Here is a 16880-nt window from a genome sequence, read left to right as displayed (position 1 = left end):
GCTGCTGACGGGCGATCGTCTCGCGGTGTCTTCACCGGCTCGTATCCTGGCCCGGCATGCCCCCAGGTGTCAGAGAGGTCGCACGTTGACGCAGAGCCGAACCCCGCAGCAGATCCCGGTCGTCGTTCTCGCCGGCTTCCTGGGCTCCGGCAAGACGACTCTGTTGAACCACCTGCTGCACCGCAGCGGAGGCAGCCGGATCGGCGCCCTCGTCAACGACTTCGGCGCCATCGAGATCGACGCCATGGCCGTCGCCGGCGCGCTCGGCGACTCCACCGTCTCCCTCGGCAACGGCTGCCTGTGTTGCGCCGTCGACGCGAGCGAACTCGACGTCTACCTGGAGCGGCTCGCCCGGCCCGCCACCGGCGTCGACGTCATCGTCATCGAGGCCAGCGGTCTCGCCGAGCCCCAGGAACTCGTCCGGATGGTGCTGGCCAGCGAGCACCCGGCGATCGTGTACGGCGGACTCGTGGAGGTCGTCGACGCCGCCGAGTTCGACGAGACCCGCACCAAGCACCCGGAGATCGACCGGCACCTCGCCCTCGCCGACCTGGTCGTGGTGAACAAGCTGGACCGGGCGCCCGACGCCGACCGGGTCCTCGGCCTCGTCCGGTCCCTCACCGACGGGGCCGCCGTCGTCCCGGCCACCTACGGCCGCATCGACCCCGAGCTCCTCTTCGACTGCCGGCCGAGCGAGGAGCGCGTCGGGCAGTTGTCCTTCGACGACCTGCATCGCCACACGGACGAGGCCGGCCACGCCGACCATCTGCACGCCGCCTACGACAGCCTCTCCTTCGCCCGCGAAGCGCCCCTGGACCCGCGCCGGACGATGTCGTTCCTGGACAGCCGCCCCGAGGGCCTGTACCGGATCAAGGGGTACGTCGACTTCGGTCCGCACGACCCCCACAACCGCTACGCCGTGCACGCCGTGGGCCGCTTCCTGCGCTTCCACCCCGAGCCCTGGCCACCCGCCGAGCCACGCCTCACCCAGCTCGTCCTGATCGGCGCCGGCATCGACGCCACCGCCCTCACGGGCGAACTGGAGGCCTGCGTGAGCGACGCCCGGCAACCCGACGAGCACGCCATGTGGGGCGTCCTGCGCTACGTACGGGATCCCGAGCCGCAGGCGTTCGAGGACGTCGAAAGCCTCGAGCCCGGCCTCGCACAGCCCTGAGACGGCGGGCCGCCGACCGCCGAGGCGGCCGACCCCCGGTGGGGGCCGGCCACTTGCCCGAGGGAAGGGACGCGGTACTACACCGGCCCCGCCACCACCGACACGGTCTTGGCCAGGGAGACGCCCGAGCCGTCGCGGCGGGGGTCCATCTCCGGCAGTTCGGCCGGCAGGCCGTTCTTCTGCGCGGCACGTGCCGGGGCGGGCCCCGCCCAGGCCAGGGACAGGCAGTCCTCGCCCTTGAGGAACCGCTGGCAGCGCACACCGCCGGTGGCGCGGCCCTTGCGCGGGTACTGGTCGAACGGGGTGAGCTTGGCGGTCGTCTGCACGGAGTCGTCCAGCGTGCCGCGCGAGCCGGCGACGGTGAAGACCACCGCGTCCACCGCCGGGTCCACCGCGGTGAACGAGATCACCTTGGCGCCCTCGGCGACCTTGATGCCGGCCATGCCGCCCGCCGCGCGGCCCTGCGGACGGACCTGCCCGGCCTGGTAACGCAGCAACTGGGCGTCGTCCGTGATGAAGACCAGGTCCTCCTCGCCCGTGCGCAGCTCCACCGCGCCGACGATCCGGTCGCCCTCCTTGAGGGTGATGACCTCCAGCTCCTCCTTGTTGGACGGATAGTCCGGCACCACCCGCTTGACCACGCCCTGCGCGGTGCCGATCGCCAGCCCTGGGGAGGACTCGTCGAGCGTGGTGAGGCAGACCAGCGTCTCGTCGCCCTCCAGGGAGACGAATTCCGCGACCGGCGCGCCGCCCGACAGGTTCGGCGCCGAGGCGGTGTCCGGGAGTTGCGGCAGGTCCACGACGTTGATCCGCAGCAGACGGCCCGCCGAGGTGACCGCGCCGATCTCCCCGCGCGCGGTGGCAGGCACCGCGGAGACGATCACATCGTGCTTGGTCCGCCGGACGTCCCCGTCCTCGGCGAAGGGCTCGCCGTTCGCCGTACGCGCCAGCAGGCCCGTCGAGGAGAGCAGCACCCGGCACGGGTCGTCGGCCACCTGGAGCGGCACGACGGCCGCCGGCGTGCCCGACGACTCCAGCAGGACCGTACGGCGCTCGGTGCCGAACTTCTTCGTCACCGCCGCCAGTTCCGCCGAGACCAGCTTGCGCAGCTCCGCGTCCGACTCCAGGATCCGGGTCAGCTCGGCGATCTCCTCGTTGAGCTTCTCCTTCTCCGCCTCCAGCTCGATGCGGTCGTACCTGGTGAGCCGGCGCAGCGGCGTGTCCAGGATGTACTGCGTCTGCACCTCGGACAGGGAGAAGCGCTCGATCAGGCGCTGCTTGGCCTCGGCGCTGTTCTCGCTGGAGCGGATCAGCCGGATGACCTCGTCGATGTCGACGAGCGCCGTGAGCAGGCCCTCCACCAGGTGGAGGCGGTCGCGCCGTTTGCCGCGACGGAACTCGCTGCGCCGCCGCACGACCTCGAAGCGGTGGTCGAGGTAGACCTCCAGAAGCTCCTTCAGGCCCAGCGTGAGCGGCTGACCGTCCACCAGCGCCACGTTGTTGATGCCGAAGGACTCCTCCATCGGCGTCAGCTTGTAGAGCTGCTCCAGGACCGCCTCCGGCACGAAGCCGTTCTTGATCTCGATGACCAGGCGCAGTCCGTGCTCGCGGTCGGTGAGGTCCTTGACGTCGGCGATGCCCTGGATCTTCTTCGAGCCGACCAGGTCCTTGATCTTGGCGATGACCTTCTCGGGGCCGACGGCGAACGGCAGTTCCGTCACCACCAGGCCCTTGCGGCGGGCCGTCACCGTCTCCACCGACACCGTCGCGCGGATTTTGAAGGTGCCGCGGCCCGTCTCGTAGGCGTCGCGGATGCCGGACAGGCCGACGATGCGGCCGCCGGTGGGCAGGTCGGGACCCGGGACGTGCCGCATCAGGGCGTCCAGATCCGCGTTCGGGTGCCGGATCAGATGGCGGGCGGCCGCGATCACCTCGGCCAGGTTGTGCGGCGGCATGTTGGTGGCCATGCCGACCGCGATTCCGGAGGCGCCGTTGACCAGGAGGTTGGGGAAGGCGGCCGGCAGGGCGACCGGCTCCTGCTCCTGGCCGTCGTAGTTGGGCGCGAAGTCGACGGTGTCCTCGTCGATCGACTCGGTCATCAGGCTCGTCGCCGCCGCCTGACGGCACTCGGTGTACCGCATGGCGGCCGGCGGGTCGTCGTTGCCCAGCGAACCGAAGTTGCCGTGGCCGTCGACCAGCGGCACGCGCATGGAGAAGGGCTGGGCCATGCGCACCAGCGCGTCGTAGATCGACGCGTCACCGTGCGGGTGCAGCTTGCCCATGACCTCGCCGACGACACGGGCGCACTTCACATAGCCTCGGTCGGGGCGCAGGCCCATCTCGTTCATCTGGTAGACGATGCGGCGGTGCACGGGCTTGAGGCCGTCGCGGGCGTCCGGCAGGGCGCGCGAATAGATGACCGAGTACGCGTACTCGAGGAAGGAGCCCTGCATCTCGTCGACGACGTCGATGTCGAGGATCTTCTCCTCGTACGAGTCGTCGGGAGGCGGGGTCTTCGTGCTGCGGCGGGCCATCGCTGCCGGCTCCTCCTGTGTTCTGGTCGCTCGCCTGCGGGGCGCTCGCGTGCTGAGGCGTGTGACGGGATCTGACGCGGACCATTGTGGACCGTGGCACTGACAGTGCGGGCCGGGACCCGGGCGTCGGCCCGGCGCCTTGTGGGGGAGGCACCTTCTCCACGGCTGCCCGCAGGCTACGCGATCTCGCTCTCGGCGTACGTCGTCCGGGAACTTCGCCGACGCTCCGCGCGCTTGCATACAGTGGCAGGACCGGCAGGAAAACCGCGGTTTCGACGACCGCGTCCGCGATCGGAAGGGACGTACATGCCCATGGGTCACACGGCCACAGCCCAGGCAGGCTCCGGGGGCCTGACAGCGACCGAGCACCGCCTGGCCAACGGCCTGCGCGTGGTGCTCTCAGAGGACCACCTGACCCCCGTCGCGGCGGTGTGCCTCTGGTACGACGTCGGATCGCGCCACGAGGTCAAGGGGCGCACCGGACTCGCCCACCTCTTCGAGCACCTCATGTTCCAGGGCTCCGCCCAGGTCAAGGGCAACGGGCACTTCGAGCTGGTCCAGGGCGCGGGCGGCTCCCTCAACGGCACCACGAGCTTCGAGCGCACCAACTACTTCGAGACCATGCCCGCGCACCAGCTGGAGCTCGCCCTCTGGCTGGAGGCCGACCGCATGGGCTCCCTGCTGACCGCCCTGGACGACGAGTCGATGGAGAACCAGCGCGACGTCGTCAAGAACGAGCGCCGTCAGCGCTACGACAACGTGCCCTACGGCACCGCCTTCGAGAAGCTCACCGCCCTCGCCTATCCGGAGGGCCACCCCTACCACCACACGCCGATCGGCTCCATGGCCGACCTGGACGCGGCGACCCTGGAGGACGCGCGCGCGTTCTTCCGCACGTACTACGCGCCGAACAACGCCGTCCTGTCGGTCGTCGGCGACATCGACCCCGAGCAGACCCTCGCCTGGATCGAGAAGTACTTCGGGTCCATCCCCGGCCACGACGGCAAGCCCGCGCCCCGGGACGGCTCCCTGCCGGACGTCATCGGCGAGCAGCTGCGCGAGGTCGTCGAGGAGGAGGTCCCGGCGCGCGCCCTGATGGCCGCCTACCGTCTGCCGCAGGACGGCACGCGCGAGTGCGACGCCGTCGACCTGGCGCTCACCGTCCTCGGCGGCGGCGAGTCCTCCCGCCTGTACAACCGCCTGGTGCGCCGCGACCGCACCGCGGTGGCGGCCGGCTTCGGCCTGCTGCGGCTCGCGGGAGCGCCCTCCCTCGGCTGGCTGGACGTGAAGACCTCCGGCGACGTCGAGGTGCCCGTCATCGAGACCGCCATCGACGAGGAGCTCGCCCGGTTCGCCGAGGAGGGCCCCACGGACGAGGAGATGGAGCGCGCCCAGGCGCAGTTGGAGCGCGAGTGGCTGGACCGCCTGGGCACGGTCGCCGGCCGCGCCGACGAACTGTGCCGGTTCGCCGTGCTGTTCGGCGACCCGCAGCTCGCCCTGACCGCCGTCCAGCGCGTGCTGGACGTGACGGCGCAGGAGGTGCGCGAGGTCGCGAAGGCCCGGCTGCGCCCCGACAACCGCGCGGTGCTGGTGTACGAGCCCACCGAGCCCACCGAGGGCACGGAGAGCGCCGAAGGCGCCGCGACCACCGCCGACGACCACGACGAGGAGGCGGCCAAGTGACCGAGCTCGCCACGATGGACTTCCACCCCCAGCCGCAGGCGGGCGACGCCAAGCCATGGGCGTTCCCGGCGCCCGAGCGCGGAACCCTCGACAACGGGCTGACCGTCCTGCACTGCCACCGCCCCGGGCAGCAGGTCGTCGCCGTCGAGGTCCTGCTCGACGCGCCCCTGGACGCCGAGCCGGCCGGCCTGGACGGCGTCGCCACGATCATGGCGCGCGCCTTCTCCGAGGGCACCGACAAGCACTCCGCCGAGGAGTTCGCCGCCGAGCTGGAGCGCTGCGGCGCCACCCTCGACGCCCACGCCGACCACCCCGGCGTCCGCGTGAGCCTGGAGGTGCCCGCCTCCCGGCTGGCCAAGGCCCTCGGGCTGGTCGCCGACGCCCTCAGGGCGCCCGCGTTCGCCGACAGCGAGGTCGAGCGCCTCGTCCGCAACCGCCTGGACGAGATCCCGCACGAGCTGGCCAACCCTTCCCGGCGTGCGGCCAAGGAGCTCTCCAGGGAGCTGTTCCCGGCCGACGCGCGCATGTCGCGCCCCCGTCAGGGCACCGCGGAGACGGTCGAGAACATCGACTCCGCGGCCGTGCGCGCCTTCTACGAGAAGCACGTCCGCCCCGCCACTGCCACCGCCGTGATCGTCGGCGACCTCACCGACGTCGACCTGGCGGCGCTCCTGGGCGACACCCTGGGCGCGTGGACGGGTTCCGCCGCGCAGCCGCGCCCGGTGCCGCCGGTCACCGCCGACGACAACGGCCGGGTCGTCATCGTGGACCGCCCCGGCGCCGTCCAGACGCAGCTGCTGATCGGCCGTATCGGACCCGACCGGCACGCGCGCGTGTGGCCCGCGCAGGTGCTCGGCACGTACTGCCTGGGCGGCACCCTCACCTCCCGTCTGGACCGCGTCCTGCGGGAGGAGAAGGGCTACACCTACGGCGTGCGCGCCTTCGGGCAGGTCCTGCGGTCCGCTCCGGACGGCTCGGGCGCCGCCATGCTCGCCATCAGCGGCTCGGTCGACACCCCCAACACCGGCCCCGCGCTGGACGACCTGTGGAAGGTGCTGCGCACGCTGGCCGAGGGCGGGCTGACCGACGCCGAGCGCGACGTCGCCGTGCAGAACCTCGTCGGCGTGGCGCCGTTGAAGTACGAGACCGCCGCGGCCGTCGCCGCCACGCTCGCCGACCAGGTCGAGCAGCACCTGCCGGACGACTTCCAGGCGACGCTCTATCAGCAGCTCGCCGCCACCGGCACCGTGGAGGCCACGGCGGCCGCCGTGAGCGCCTTCCCGGTGGACCGTCTGGTGACCGTGCTCGTCGGTGACGCGGCGCAGATCAAGGAGCCGGTCGAGGCTCTCGGCATCGGCGAGGTGAAGGTCGTCACGGCCGACTGACCTACCCGCACGCGCGCGTGGAGTCCCGGTGACGGATGTGTCACCGGGACTCCGTCTTGTCCGGACGATGTCCGAATTGAGGGAGTGACTGCCCGTCTGCCCTGTGGGATGCGCTACAAAGAGCGGCTTCCGTTTGGGAATTGACAGCGGCCCCGTCTAGGTTCGTCCGGGCTGTCCGTCAGGCATTGCGCCGCATCCGCGGCACCGGACAGTCATCGCCGAGTCCCCGTACGGCGCGAGCCAGGGGAGCCGGGGACCCAACTGTGAAGTCCCTGGGGTGAATCGGACGCCCGCGCGAGTCGCGAGGGGGCCCGTAGGAGACCTTCCTGCTCCGAACCCGTCAGCTAACCCGGTAGGCGAGAGGGAAGGAAAGGACCGCTCAACTTCATGGCGTTCACCTGCGCCACCGGGAAGCACCGTCGTCCCGGTCGGATGCGGAGCACCTCCGCGCGCGCGGCGAGCATCGCCGCACTCACCACCACGGGCGTCATCGCCACCGTCGCCTCCGGCTCCGCCGTCGCCGCCGAGCCCACGCCCTCCGTCGAGCAGACCGGCCTCGTCCCGGTCGTCACCGTCGGCGACTCCGTCGCCCAGCAGGTCGACGACCAGGCCGCCGCCCAGCAGCAGGCGGCCCAGGAGGCCGCCGAGGTGAAGAAGGCCGCCGTCATGGCAGCCATGAAGGTCAGGGAGGAGCGCGCGGCCAGGGCGCGTGCCGCCCGCGCCGCCGAGCGCAAGCGCCTGAACACCTTCGTCCCGCCGATCAGCGGCTCGTACGTCTCCACGAGCTACAAGTCCGGCGGCTCCCTGTGGTCCTCCGGCAGCCACACCGGCATCGACTTCCACGCCTCCAGCGGCACCACCGTGCACGCCGTCGGACTCGGCACCGTCGTCGAGGCCGGCTGGGGCGGCGCCTACGGCAACCAGGTCGTGATCCGGATGAGCGACGGCACGTACACCCAGTACGGCCACCTGTCGTCCATCAGCGTCTCGGTGGGCGAGCAGGTCACCCCGGGCCGGCAGATCGGCCTGTCGGGCGCCACCGGCAACGTCACCGGCCCGCACCTGCACTTCGAGGCCCGCACCAGCCCGGAGTACGGCTCGGACATCGACCCCGTCGCCTACCTCCGCAAGCACGGCGTGAACGTCTGACGCGCACGGCGCACCGAACCCACAGCCCGGCCCCCGGGGGACGCACCGACAGCGTCCCCCGGGGGCCGGGCTTTTGCCGTTTTCCCCGCTTCACCGCCTCCGCTGTCCAAAAAATATCCATGGATTCCGGCCCGCCGTCGGAAATTCCCGCACATTGCAATAGAGTCACGGAACGGACGTCACTCGTCGACGTTTCGCGGGGACAAAGGCGGAGGTCGGTCATGCGTATTCCGGCGCACTCGGTGTGCACGGCGATCCGGGACGACATCGTCGCAGGTGTCTACGAGCGCGGCAGCCGCCTCACCGAGGAACCCCTCGCCCGCCGCTACGGAGTCTCGCGCGTCCCCGTCCGCGAGGCCCTGCGCACGCTGGAGGCGGAGGGCTTCGTCGTCACGCGACGGCACGCGGGCGCGTGCGTGGCGGAACCGACCGAGCAGGAGGCCGCCGACCTGCTGGAGATGCGCCTGCTGCTGGAGCCGCTCGGCGCGTCCCGGGCCGCCCAGCGGCGCACCGAGGCGCATCTGAAGGTGCTGCGCGGCCTGGTCCGGCTGGGCCAGGAGCGCGCCAGGCGGGGAGGCAGCGAGGATCTGCGCTCCCTGGGCGGCTGGTTCCACGAGACGCTCGCCCAGGCCTGCGGCAGCCATGCCCTGTCCTCCACCCTGACCCGGCTGCGTCACAAGATCGCCTGGATGTACACGGTGGAGACGCCGGCCGACCCGGTGGAGTCCTGGGCGGAGCACGGCGCGATCGTGGACGCGGTGGCTCGCGGCGACGGGGAGCGCGCGCGGGCGATCACGGCGTTGCACACCGAGCGCGCCGCCGCCGCGCACCGGCTGCGCTTCGCCGGCGGGGGCGGGGCGGAGCGTGTGAGGACTTCGCAACACGCCGTCAACATGTCAGGCCGCCGGCATTAACACGGGAGCCGTATACAAAGAGGCAATATTCGGCGGAGACGTATTTCCGCTGCCTTTTCACGTTGCGCGCCCGGAATTGACCGGTCGCGCTTTCCGTGCGTCCGCGAACCCGTCCGCCGGCCTTTTCTGTACCTATCGCAGGGACGGGATTCCCCCCGCTGAAAATTGCCGAAATTGCGGCTGACCGGCGAGTGACCGGTACGGGGCACAAACGGCGAAGCCGCGCCGCCCGGGTGGGGCGACGCGGCTTCAAGGGTGCCGCGAGCATGGCTCAGACGGTCTCGGGAAGCTCCTCGAGACCCTCGGAGACCAGCTTGGCCAGCCGGTCCAGGGCGGCGTCCGCGCCCTCGGCGTCGGAGGCGAGGACGATCTCCTCGCCGCCCTGGGCGCCCAGACCGAGGACGGCCAGCATGGACGCCGCGTTGACGGGGTCGCCGCCCGCCTTGGCGATCGTCACCGGGACGCCTGCGGCCGTGGCGGCTCGGACGAAGATGGAGGCGGGGCGGGCGTGGAGGCCCTCGGCCCAGCCGACGTTGACGCGGCGCTCAGCCATGTGATGCTGCCCTTCGCTGTTCAGGGTTGTCTAGACCAGTGTTCCACACGTGAAGCACCTTGGAACGGGGTCGCCCCGTTCTGCCGGTGGACGTGGGATCGCGGCCTCGACCCCACGGTTTCGTCCTCACAGACTGCCTCGCGCCGTTGTCGTACGCGAGCCGTACTCTGGGCCCCATGCAGAGCGCGCCGGACCGGCACGAGTACCCCGCCCACTGGGAAGCCGACGTGGTGCTGCGCGACGGCGGCACCGCGCGCATCCGCCCCATCACCGTCGATGACGCCGAGCGCCTGGTCAGCTTCTACGAGCAGGTCTCGGACGAGTCGAAGTACTACCGCTTCTTCGCGCCCTACCCGCGTCTGTCCGCCAAGGACGTCCACCGCTTCACGCACCACGACTTTGTGGACCGGGTGGGACTCGCGGCCACGGTCGGCGGCGAGTTCATCGCCACCGTACGCTATGACCGCATCGGCGCCGACGGCATGCCCGCCTCCGCACCCGCCGACGAGGCCGAGGTCGCCTTCCTCGTGCAGGACGCCCACCAGGGCAGGGGCGTCGCCTCGGCGCTGCTGGAGCACATCGGGGCCGTCGCCCGCGAGCGCGGGATCCGCCGGTTCGCCGCCGAGGTGCTCCCCGCCAACAGCAAGATGATCAAGGTGTTCACGGACGCCGGGTACACCCAGAAGCGCAGCTTCGAGGACGGCGTCGTCCGTCTGGAGTTCGACCTCGAACCCACCGAGCGCTCCCTGGCGGTGCAGCGCGCGCGTGAGCAGCGCGCCGAGGCCCGTTCCGTGCGACGGCTCCTGGCCCCCGGCTCGGTCGCCGTCGTCGGCGTCGGACGCGCGCCCGGCGGCGTCGGCCGCGGCGTCCTCGGCAACCTGCGGGACGCGGGCTTCACCGGGCCCCTGTACGCGGTGAACAAGGCGTTCCCGGAGGACCTCAAGGAGATCGACGGGGTACCCGCCCACCGCTCCGTGGGGGAGATCGACGGACACGTCGACCTGGCGGTCGTCGCCGTCCCCGCCGAACGCGTGCCCGAGGTCGTCGCCGAGTGCGGTGAGCACGGCGTGCAGGGACTCGTCGTGCTCGCCGCCGGCTACGCCGAGAGCGGCCCCGAAGGGCGCGAGCGCCAGCGCGCACTCGTCCGCCACGCGCGCGCGTACGGCATGCGGATCATCGGCCCCAACGCCTTCGGGATCGTCAACACCGCACCGGCGGTGCGGCTCAACGCCTCACTGGCGCCGGAGATGCCGCGGCCCGGCCGCATCGGCCTGTTCGCCCAGTCCGGCGCCATCGGCGTCGCCCTCCTGTCCCGTCTGCACCGGCGCGGCGGAGGCGTCACCGGCGTCACCGGCGTGTCCACGTTCGTCTCCTCCGGCAACCGCGCCGACGTCTCAGGCAACGACGTCCTCCAGTACTGGTACGACGACCCCGACACCGACGTCGCCCTGATGTACCTGGAGTCCATCGGCAACCCCCGCAAGTTCACCCGCCTCGCACGCCGTACGGCGGCGGCGAAGCCCCTCGTGGTCGTGCAGGGCGCCGGATCCGCGCCGCAGGGCCACGCGGTACGGGCCACCCGGCTGCCGCCCGCGACCGTGTCCGCGCTGCTGCGGCAGGCCGGGGTGATCCGGGTGGAGACCATCACCGAACTCGTCGACACCGGTCTGCTGCTCGCCCGCCAGCCGCTGCCGAACGGCCCCCGGGTGGCCATCCTCGGCAACTCCGAGTCGCTCGGCCTGCTGACGTACGACGCGTGCCTCTCGCAGGGCCTGCGCCCGCTGCGGCCGAGGGACCTGACCACCCAGGCCACGGCGGAGGACTTCCACGCGGCACTGGCCCGCGCCCTGGCCGACGACGCCTGCGACGCGGTGGTGGTCACGGCGATCCCCGCGATCGGCGAGGCGTCACCCGGGGACGCGGAACTGGCCGAGGCGCTGCGCACGGCCGCGGCCGCCGGCCCCGCCAAGCCGGTGCTCGTCGTGCACGTGGAACTCGGCGGCCTCGCGGAGGCCCTGTCGGCGGCCTCCAGCACGGCCCCCCGCGCGCGTGCCGCCGCGACCACGGACCCACAGGCCCACCCCGCTCCGCCCCGAGCCGAAGGTCACACAGCCGACGCGCCCGCGCCCGACGCGCCCGTGCCCCCCGCCCCCCAGCCGCCGGGCTCCGCGACCTCCCCGGCCGCAGCCCCCGAGGGCGCTCACCTCATCCCCGCCTATCCCGCCGCCGAACGCGCGGTCCGCGCCCTCTCCGAAGCCGTGAAGTACGCGCACTGGCGCCGCGAGGCCGCCGACCCCGGCAAGGTGCCCGAGTACGACGACATCGACGAGAGGGGAGCCGCCGAGCTGATCGACGGGCTCCTCGCGCGCGGGCAGGGCCTCACCCTCGGCGCCGACGAGACCCGTGAGCTCCTCCGCCGCTACGGGATCCACCTGCGCCCCGCCGTCCCCGCCCCCACCCCCGACGAGGCCGCACGAGCCGCCGGCGCCCTCGGCTACCCCGTCGCCCTCAAGGCCACCGCTCCCCACCTCCGTCACCGCGCCGACCTGGGCGGCGTCCGCCTCGACCTCGCCGACGAGGAGCAACTGCGGCGTTCCTACGCCGAGTTGACGGAGCTGTTCGGCAGCGCCGAGGAACTGCGCCCGGTCGTCCAGGCGATGGCACCGCGCGGAGTCGACACGGTCGTCCGCGCGGTGATCGACCCGGCGGCCGGCGCGGTGCTCTCCTTCGGTCTCGCCGGAGCCGCCTCCCAACTGCTCGGGGACATGGCCCACCGCCTGGTCCCCGTCACCGACCGCGACGCGGCCTCCCTGGTCCGCTCCATCCGGACCGCCCCGCTCCTGTTCGGCTGGCGCGGATCCGCCGCCGTCGACACCCCCGCCCTGGAGGAACTCCTGCTGCGGGTCTCCCGGCTGGTCGACGACCATCCCGAGGTCGTCGCGGTCACCCTGGAACCGGTCGTCGTCGCCCCGCACGGCCTCAGCGTCCTCGGCGCCTCCGTCCGCCTCGCGCCCCCGCCCGCCCGCGACGACCTCGGCCCGCGCACCCTCCCGGTCTACTGAACGCGAGCGTTCCCGCGCAGTCAGCGGGTCCCCGTAGGATGGACCGCATGGCCAAGACCAGTACGACGACCCAGGGGCTGCGTGCGGCGATCGAGCGCAGCGGCTACTACCCGGCCCTCGTGGCCGAGGCGGTGGAGGCCGCCGTGGGCGGCGAGCCCATCCGGTCGTACCTGGTCCACCAGGAGACCACCTTCGACCAGAACGAGGTCCGCCGGCATGTGACCGTGCTGGTCCTCACCGGCAACCGCTTCATCGTCAGCCACACCGACGAGCAGGCCGCCGACAGCACCTCCCCGACGCCCTACGCCACGACGTCCACGGAGTCCGTGAAGATCGGCCGGATCTCGTCGGTCGTCGTCAGCCGTGTGGTCGCCAACCCGGAGTCGTACACCGCGGGCAGCGTCCCGCGCGAGGTCGTCCTGACCATCGGCTGGGGCGCAGTCTCCCGCATCGACCTGGAACCCGCCGCCTGCGGCGACCCCAACTGCGACGCCGACCACGGCTACACCGGCAACTCCACGGCGGACGACCTCAGCCTGCGTGTCAGCGAGGCCGGCGACGGCCCGGAGACGGTACGCCAGGCGCTCGCCTTCGCGCAGTCCCTCTCCGAGGCGACCGCGGACGTCACCCGCTGATGGCCGCGCCCGCCGCCTGGGACGACCCGGAGCCCCTCGCCGTCTCCTCCGCGCCCGTCCCCGAGTACGGCTCCGGCTCCCTCGCCGACCTGCTGCCCACCCTGGCCGCCGGCATGGGCGTCCCCGGCATGACCGCGTCGATCACGGAACTCACCCCGGCCGACCGCAACTGCGTCTTCCTCATCGACGGCCTCGGCTGGGAGCAGATCCGGTCCCACCCGGACGAGGCGCCCTACCTCCACGCCCTCCTCGGCAGCTCGCGCGGCGGCACCGGACGCCCGATCACTGCCGGCTTCCCCGCCACCACCGCGACCTCCCTCGCCTCCGTCGGCACCGGCCTCCCGCCCGGAGCGCACGGCCTGCCCGGCTACACCGTGCGCGACCCGGGCACCGGCGAGCTGATGAACCAGCTCCGCTGGCAGCCGTGGACGCCGCCGCACACCTGGCAGCCGTACCCCACGGTCTTCCAGCTCGCCGACGCGGCCGGGGTGCACGCCGCGCAGGTGTCCTCGCCCCACTTCGAGACCACCCCGCTGACCAGGGTGGCGCTCAGCGGCGGCAGGTTCCACGGCCGCCTCACCGGCGAGGAGCGCGTGGACTTCGCGGCGGAGCAACTCGCCGCCGGCGACCGCTCCCTGGTGTACACGTACTACGCCGAACTCGACGGCGCGGGGCACCGCTACGGCGTCGCCTCCGACACCTGGCGCGGCCAGCTGATGTACGTCGACCGGCTCGTCCAGCGCCTGGCCGAGCAACTCCCGCCGCGCAGCGCGCTCTACGTGACCGCCGACCACGGCATGCTCGACGTGCCCTTCGACGAACAGCACCGCATCGACTTCGACGAGGACTGGGAGCTGAGCGCCGGAGTCGCCCTGCTGGGCGGCGAGGGCCGTGCCCGTCACGTCTACGCCGTACCGGGCGCCGAGGGCGACGTCCTGACCTGCTGGCGCGAGGTCCTGGGTGAGCAGTTCTGGGTGGCCTCGCGCGAAGAGGCCGTCGCGGCGGGCTGGTTCGGCCCGCACATCGACGAACGCGTCCACGCCCGCCTCGGCGACGTGATCGCGGCCGCCCGGGACGACGTCCTGATCATCGCCTCCGAGCGGGAGCCGAAGGAGTCGGCGATGGTCGGCAACCACGGCTCCATGACCCCCGCCGAACAACTCGTCCCGCTCCTCGAAGTACGCTCCTGACGGCCACGGCCCTCCCGTCATCGACACGCCATCGACCCCGCCGAAAGGTGCGCAACCCCCCATGCCCGAGCTGGTGTTCTTCTCCGGAACCATGGACTGCGGGAAGTCGACGCTGGCTCTCCAGATCGAGCACAACCGCTCCGCGCGCGGGCTCCAGGGCATGATCTTCACCCGCGACGACCGCGCGGGCGAGGGCAAGCTGTCCTCCCGTCTCGGCCTGGTCACCGACGCGGTCGAGGTCGAGGACGGCCGCGACCTGTACGCCTACCTGGTCGACCACCTCTCGCAGGGCGGCCGCGCCGACTACGTGATCGCGGACGAGGCGCAGTTCCTCGCCGAGGAGCAGATCGACCAGCTCGCGCGTGTGGTCGACGACCTCGGCATCGACGTCTACGCCTTCGGCATCACCACCGACTTCCGCTCCAAGCTGTTCCCCGGTTCCCAGCGGCTCGTCGAACTCGCCGACCGCGTGGAGGTGCTCCAGGTCGAGGCCCTGTGCTGGTGCGGCGCCCGGGCCACGCACAACGCCCGCACCGTCGGCGGCGTGATGGTCGTCGAGGGCGCCCAGGTCGTCATCGGCGACGTCAACCAGGCGAACACCATCGGCTACGAGGTCCTGTGCCGCCGGCACCACCGGCGTCGTATGACGGCGGCCACGGCCCGGGCGGCGGCGCTGTCGCCGGACGTGCTCCCGGTGCAGCAGGTCTGACGGACCGGCCGGGGAGCCGGCTCAGCAGGAGCGCTGGATCAGCGCGAAGCGGGCCCCCTCCGGGTCGGCCACGTCCGCCACACGCCCGTGCGCAACGTCGCGCACCGGATGCAGGACACGCCCGCCCCGGCCGACGATCCGTGCGAGCGCCTCGTCCGCGTCGTCCACCTCGAAGTACGTCACCCAGTGCGGCCCCCGGTCCCGGGGCAACGCGCCCAAGCCCCGCACGCCCGCCACCGGCCGGCCGTCGACGAGCAGGGGCACGTGATCCGTGTCGGCCGGCTTCGCCGCCTGCCGCCCGTAGCCGAACACCGTCTCGTAGAACGTGGCGACGCCGGCGGCCTCGTAGGTCACCAGTTCATGCCACGCGGGCGTGCCGTGCACGCCGGTGACGGCGGTGCCGAGGTGGGCCGCCGCCTGCCAGACGCCGAAGACCGCGCCGGAGGGGTCTGAGCCGATGGCCAGGCGCCCGGCGTCACCGGCGTCGAGCGGGCCGACCCCGACCGTGCCGCCGCACAGGCGCACCGTGTCTGCCGTGGCGTCCACACGGTCGGAGGCGAGGTAGGGCGTCCAGGCGACGGTGAGGTGCCGGTCCGCAGGGAGCCGTCCGATGCCGGCCACCTCTCGGCCGTCCAGCAGCGCCCGCACATAGGGGCCGAGTTGCCGCGGACCGGCCCGGAACTCCCAGCCGAACAGCTCGCCGTAGAACTCCTGGGCGGCGGTCGGCCCGTGCGCCGTCAGACTCACCCAGCAGGGAGTGCCGAGAGCCGGCCGGGCGGACGCCACGCCGCTCGGAGCGGCAGGTCCTCCGGGTGCACGCCCCTCGGTCATCGCCACCCCTTCCCGGCCCCGCGCGGCACCCGCCGGACCACGGCCGGTTCTACACCACGTGCCCGGTGCCGTACGCCCCGTGACCGGGGTCGCTCGGCCGAGCACAGTAGCCGGACGGGGACGAAGGGACCACCCTGTGCGCAAGGATGGTGGCCATGAACGCCATCATCTCCGCATCCGAACTCGCCGACGGCCTGGCGGGCGACACCCCTCCGGTCGTTCTCGACGTCCGCTGGCAGCTCACCCTGGCGAAGGCGGCGGGCGAGCCGGCCTTCGACGGCCGGGCCGCGTACGCCTCGGGACATGTGCCCGGCGCCGTCTATGTCGACCTGGACCGCGAGCTGGCCGGGACACCCGGCCCGCGCGGCCGCCATCCCCTGCCGGACTTGGCGGAGTTCGGCGCCGCCATGCGCCGGGCGGGCGTGTCGGCGGCCCGCCCGGTCGTCGTGTACGACGGCGGGCAGGGCTGGGCGGCGGCACGCGCGTGGTGGCTGCTGCGCTGGACGGGGCATCCGGACGTGAGGGTCCTCGACGGCGGTCTGCCGTCCTGGCAGGGCGAGTTGCAGACCGACGTGCCCGTGCCGGCCGAGGGCGACTTCGAGCCGGCGCCGGTCGCCGGAGAGCTCCTCGACGCGGACGGGGCCGCCGCGCTGGCCCGCTCCGGTGTGCTGCTCGACGCGCGCGCGGGGGAGCGGTACCGGGGCGAGGTGGAGCCGATCGACAGGGTGGGCGGGCACATCCCGGGCGCGCTCTCCGCGCCCACCACCGACAACGTCGGACCGGACGGCCGCTTCCTGCCCGCCGGGGACCTCAGGGACCGTTTCAAGGCGCTGGGAGCCGCCGAGGGCACGCGCGTGGGCGTGTACTGCGGCTCGGGCGTCTCCGGCGCGCACGAGGTCCTGGCACTGGCCGTGGCGGGCGTTCCGGCGGCCCTGTACGTCGGCTCCTGGTCGGAGTGGTCCTCCGACCCGTCCCGCCCGGTCGCGGTGGGCCCCGACCCTCAGTGAGCCCTGCCCTACGGGCGCATGGGTGAGGGTCGCACCGAACAGGTGCGGCCCTCC

The 16880-nt window shown here is 72.7% G+C and carries 13 protein-coding genes and 1 riboswitch; of the genes, 10 read left to right on the top strand and 3 right to left on the bottom strand.

Annotated features, from left to right (window positions below; all coding sequences use genetic code 11):
• Nucleotides 1–85 precede the first annotated feature (85 nt).
• Complete coding sequence (locus tag EV567_RS09455) at nucleotides 86–1174, top strand: GTP-binding protein (protein WP_130438200.1); 1089 nt, start codon at nucleotides 86–88, stop codon at nucleotides 1172–1174.
• 77 nt (nucleotides 1175–1251) lie between these two features.
• Here the strand turns inward: EV567_RS09455 and EV567_RS09450 are convergent, their stop codons facing one another.
• Nucleotides 1252–3708 (bottom strand): DNA topoisomerase (ATP-hydrolyzing) subunit A, encoded by a 2457-nt coding sequence (locus tag EV567_RS09450; RefSeq protein WP_130438199.1) that lies wholly within the window; start codon nucleotides 3706–3708, stop codon nucleotides 1252–1254.
• 312 nt (nucleotides 3709–4020) lie between these two features.
• On the opposite strand from EV567_RS09450, the gene EV567_RS09445 reads away from it, so the two are divergent.
• The 4 genes from EV567_RS09445 (at nucleotide 4021) to EV567_RS09430 (ending at nucleotide 8839) form a co-directional block, all read left to right on the top strand.
• Nucleotides 4021–5391 (top strand): pitrilysin family protein, encoded by a 1371-nt coding sequence (locus EV567_RS09445; RefSeq protein WP_242620741.1) that lies wholly within the window; start codon nucleotides 4021–4023, stop codon nucleotides 5389–5391.
• Nucleotides 5388–6776 carry a pitrilysin family protein gene (locus EV567_RS09440; protein ID WP_130438197.1) on the top strand — a complete coding sequence of 463 codons (1389 nt, stop codon included), beginning with the start codon at nucleotides 5388–5390 and terminating at the stop codon, nucleotides 6774–6776. Before EV567_RS09445 ends, EV567_RS09440 begins: the two co-directional genes overlap by 4 nt.
• 206 nt (nucleotides 6777–6982) lie before the next feature.
• A riboswitch (cyclic di-AMP (ydaO/yuaA leader) is annotated at nucleotides 6983–7150 on the top strand.
• 13 nt (nucleotides 7151–7163) lie between these two features.
• Nucleotides 7164–7925 carry a M23 family metallopeptidase gene (locus EV567_RS09435; protein WP_130438196.1) on the top strand — a complete coding sequence of 254 codons (762 nt, stop codon included), beginning with the start codon at nucleotides 7164–7166 and terminating at the stop codon, nucleotides 7923–7925.
• A gap of 221 nt (nucleotides 7926–8146) precedes the next feature.
• Nucleotides 8147–8839, top strand: coding sequence for a GntR family transcriptional regulator (locus EV567_RS09430; protein WP_130438195.1), 693 nt, complete (start codon nucleotides 8147–8149; stop codon nucleotides 8837–8839).
• 271 nt (nucleotides 8840–9110) lie between these two features.
• On the opposite strand, the gene EV567_RS09425 is transcribed toward EV567_RS09430, so the two are convergent.
• Entirely contained in the window at nucleotides 9111–9392 is a 282-nt protein-coding gene (locus EV567_RS09425) for an HPr family phosphocarrier protein (protein ID WP_053637259.1), read from the bottom strand.
• Nucleotides 9393–9568: 176 nt separating this feature from the next.
• Here EV567_RS09425 and EV567_RS09415 point away from each other — a divergent pair, with 176 nt between their 5' ends.
• The 4 genes from EV567_RS09415 (at nucleotide 9569) to EV567_RS09400 (ending at nucleotide 14988) form a co-directional block, all read left to right on the top strand.
• Nucleotides 9569–12454 carry a bifunctional GNAT family N-acetyltransferase/acetate--CoA ligase family protein gene (locus EV567_RS09415; protein WP_130438194.1) on the top strand — a complete coding sequence of 962 codons (2886 nt, stop codon included), beginning with the start codon at nucleotides 9569–9571 and terminating at the stop codon, nucleotides 12452–12454.
• 38 nt (nucleotides 12455–12492) lie between these two features.
• Entirely contained in the window at nucleotides 12493–13089 is a 597-nt protein-coding gene (locus EV567_RS09410) for a DUF5998 family protein (RefSeq protein WP_130438193.1), read from the top strand.
• A complete protein-coding gene (locus EV567_RS09405; protein WP_130438192.1) occupies nucleotides 13089–14279 on the top strand; it encodes an alkaline phosphatase family protein in 1191 nt (396 codons plus the stop codon). The genes EV567_RS09410 and EV567_RS09405 overlap by 1 nt, the downstream gene beginning before the upstream one ends.
• Before the next feature lie 61 nt (nucleotides 14280–14340).
• Nucleotides 14341–14988, top strand: a complete 648-nt coding sequence (locus tag EV567_RS09400) for a thymidine kinase (RefSeq protein ID WP_130438191.1) — start codon at nucleotides 14341–14343, stop codon at nucleotides 14986–14988.
• 21 nt (nucleotides 14989–15009) lie between these two features.
• Here EV567_RS09400 and EV567_RS09395 read toward each other — a convergent pair whose 3' ends face one another.
• Nucleotides 15010–15819, bottom strand: coding sequence for a VOC family protein (locus EV567_RS09395; RefSeq protein ID WP_130438190.1), 810 nt, complete (start codon nucleotides 15817–15819; stop codon nucleotides 15010–15012).
• A gap of 155 nt (nucleotides 15820–15974) precedes the next feature.
• On the opposite strand from EV567_RS09395, the gene EV567_RS09390 reads away from it, so the two are divergent.
• Nucleotides 15975–16826 (top strand): sulfurtransferase, encoded by an 852-nt coding sequence (locus EV567_RS09390; RefSeq protein ID WP_130438189.1) that lies wholly within the window; start codon nucleotides 15975–15977, stop codon nucleotides 16824–16826.
• Nucleotides 16827–16880: the final 54 nt, after the last annotated feature.

The sequence above is a fragment of the Streptomyces sp. BK239 genome (genome assembly GCF_004217285.1).
Taxonomy (GTDB): domain Bacteria; phylum Actinomycetota; class Actinomycetes; order Streptomycetales; family Streptomycetaceae; genus Streptomyces.
The sequence above is the reverse complement of the archived record's forward strand: the minus strand, read 5'-3'. Positions and strand labels throughout refer to the sequence as shown.